Origin of the sequence: Bradyrhizobium uaiense, assembly GCF_010811875.1 — a bacterium.
Lineage (GTDB): Bacteria > Pseudomonadota > Alphaproteobacteria > Rhizobiales > Xanthobacteraceae > Bradyrhizobium > Bradyrhizobium uaiense.
Map to the genome: position 1 here is coordinate 1 of NZ_VKHP01001005.1, position 243 is coordinate 243.

General features: G+C 67.9%; 2 pseudogenes. One reads left to right on the top strand and one right to left on the bottom strand.

What is annotated here, in order from left to right:
- Window positions 1-168 (bottom strand): annotated as a pseudogene (locus FNJ47_RS52630) (thiamine pyrophosphate-dependent enzyme); the annotation flags it as partial.
- Here FNJ47_RS52630 and FNJ47_RS52635 point away from each other — a divergent pair.
- Window positions 118-243, top strand: a pseudogene (locus FNJ47_RS52635) (thiamine pyrophosphate-dependent enzyme); the annotation flags it as partial. The pseudogenes FNJ47_RS52630 and FNJ47_RS52635 sit on opposite strands and share 51 nt — an antisense overlap.

The following is a 243-nucleotide window of genomic DNA, read 5'->3' on the forward strand; positions in this document are numbered from 1 at the left end:
CATCGCCGCGCCGCCCATCGCGCCCCAGAGATAGAAATTGCTCGCGTGGTCGCCGGCATCGAACACATCGTAGGACGAGGAGCCGAGCCCGGAGATCACGAGCAGGTCGCCGCGGTCGGCGAGCAGCTGATGGGGATCGGCAGCCTCCTGACCATCGCGACCAAGCAGCCCGGCAATCTCTCGGTCGCCGTGCTCGACAACGGGCATTTCGGCGAGACCGGGATGCAGCCCAGCCACTCCGGC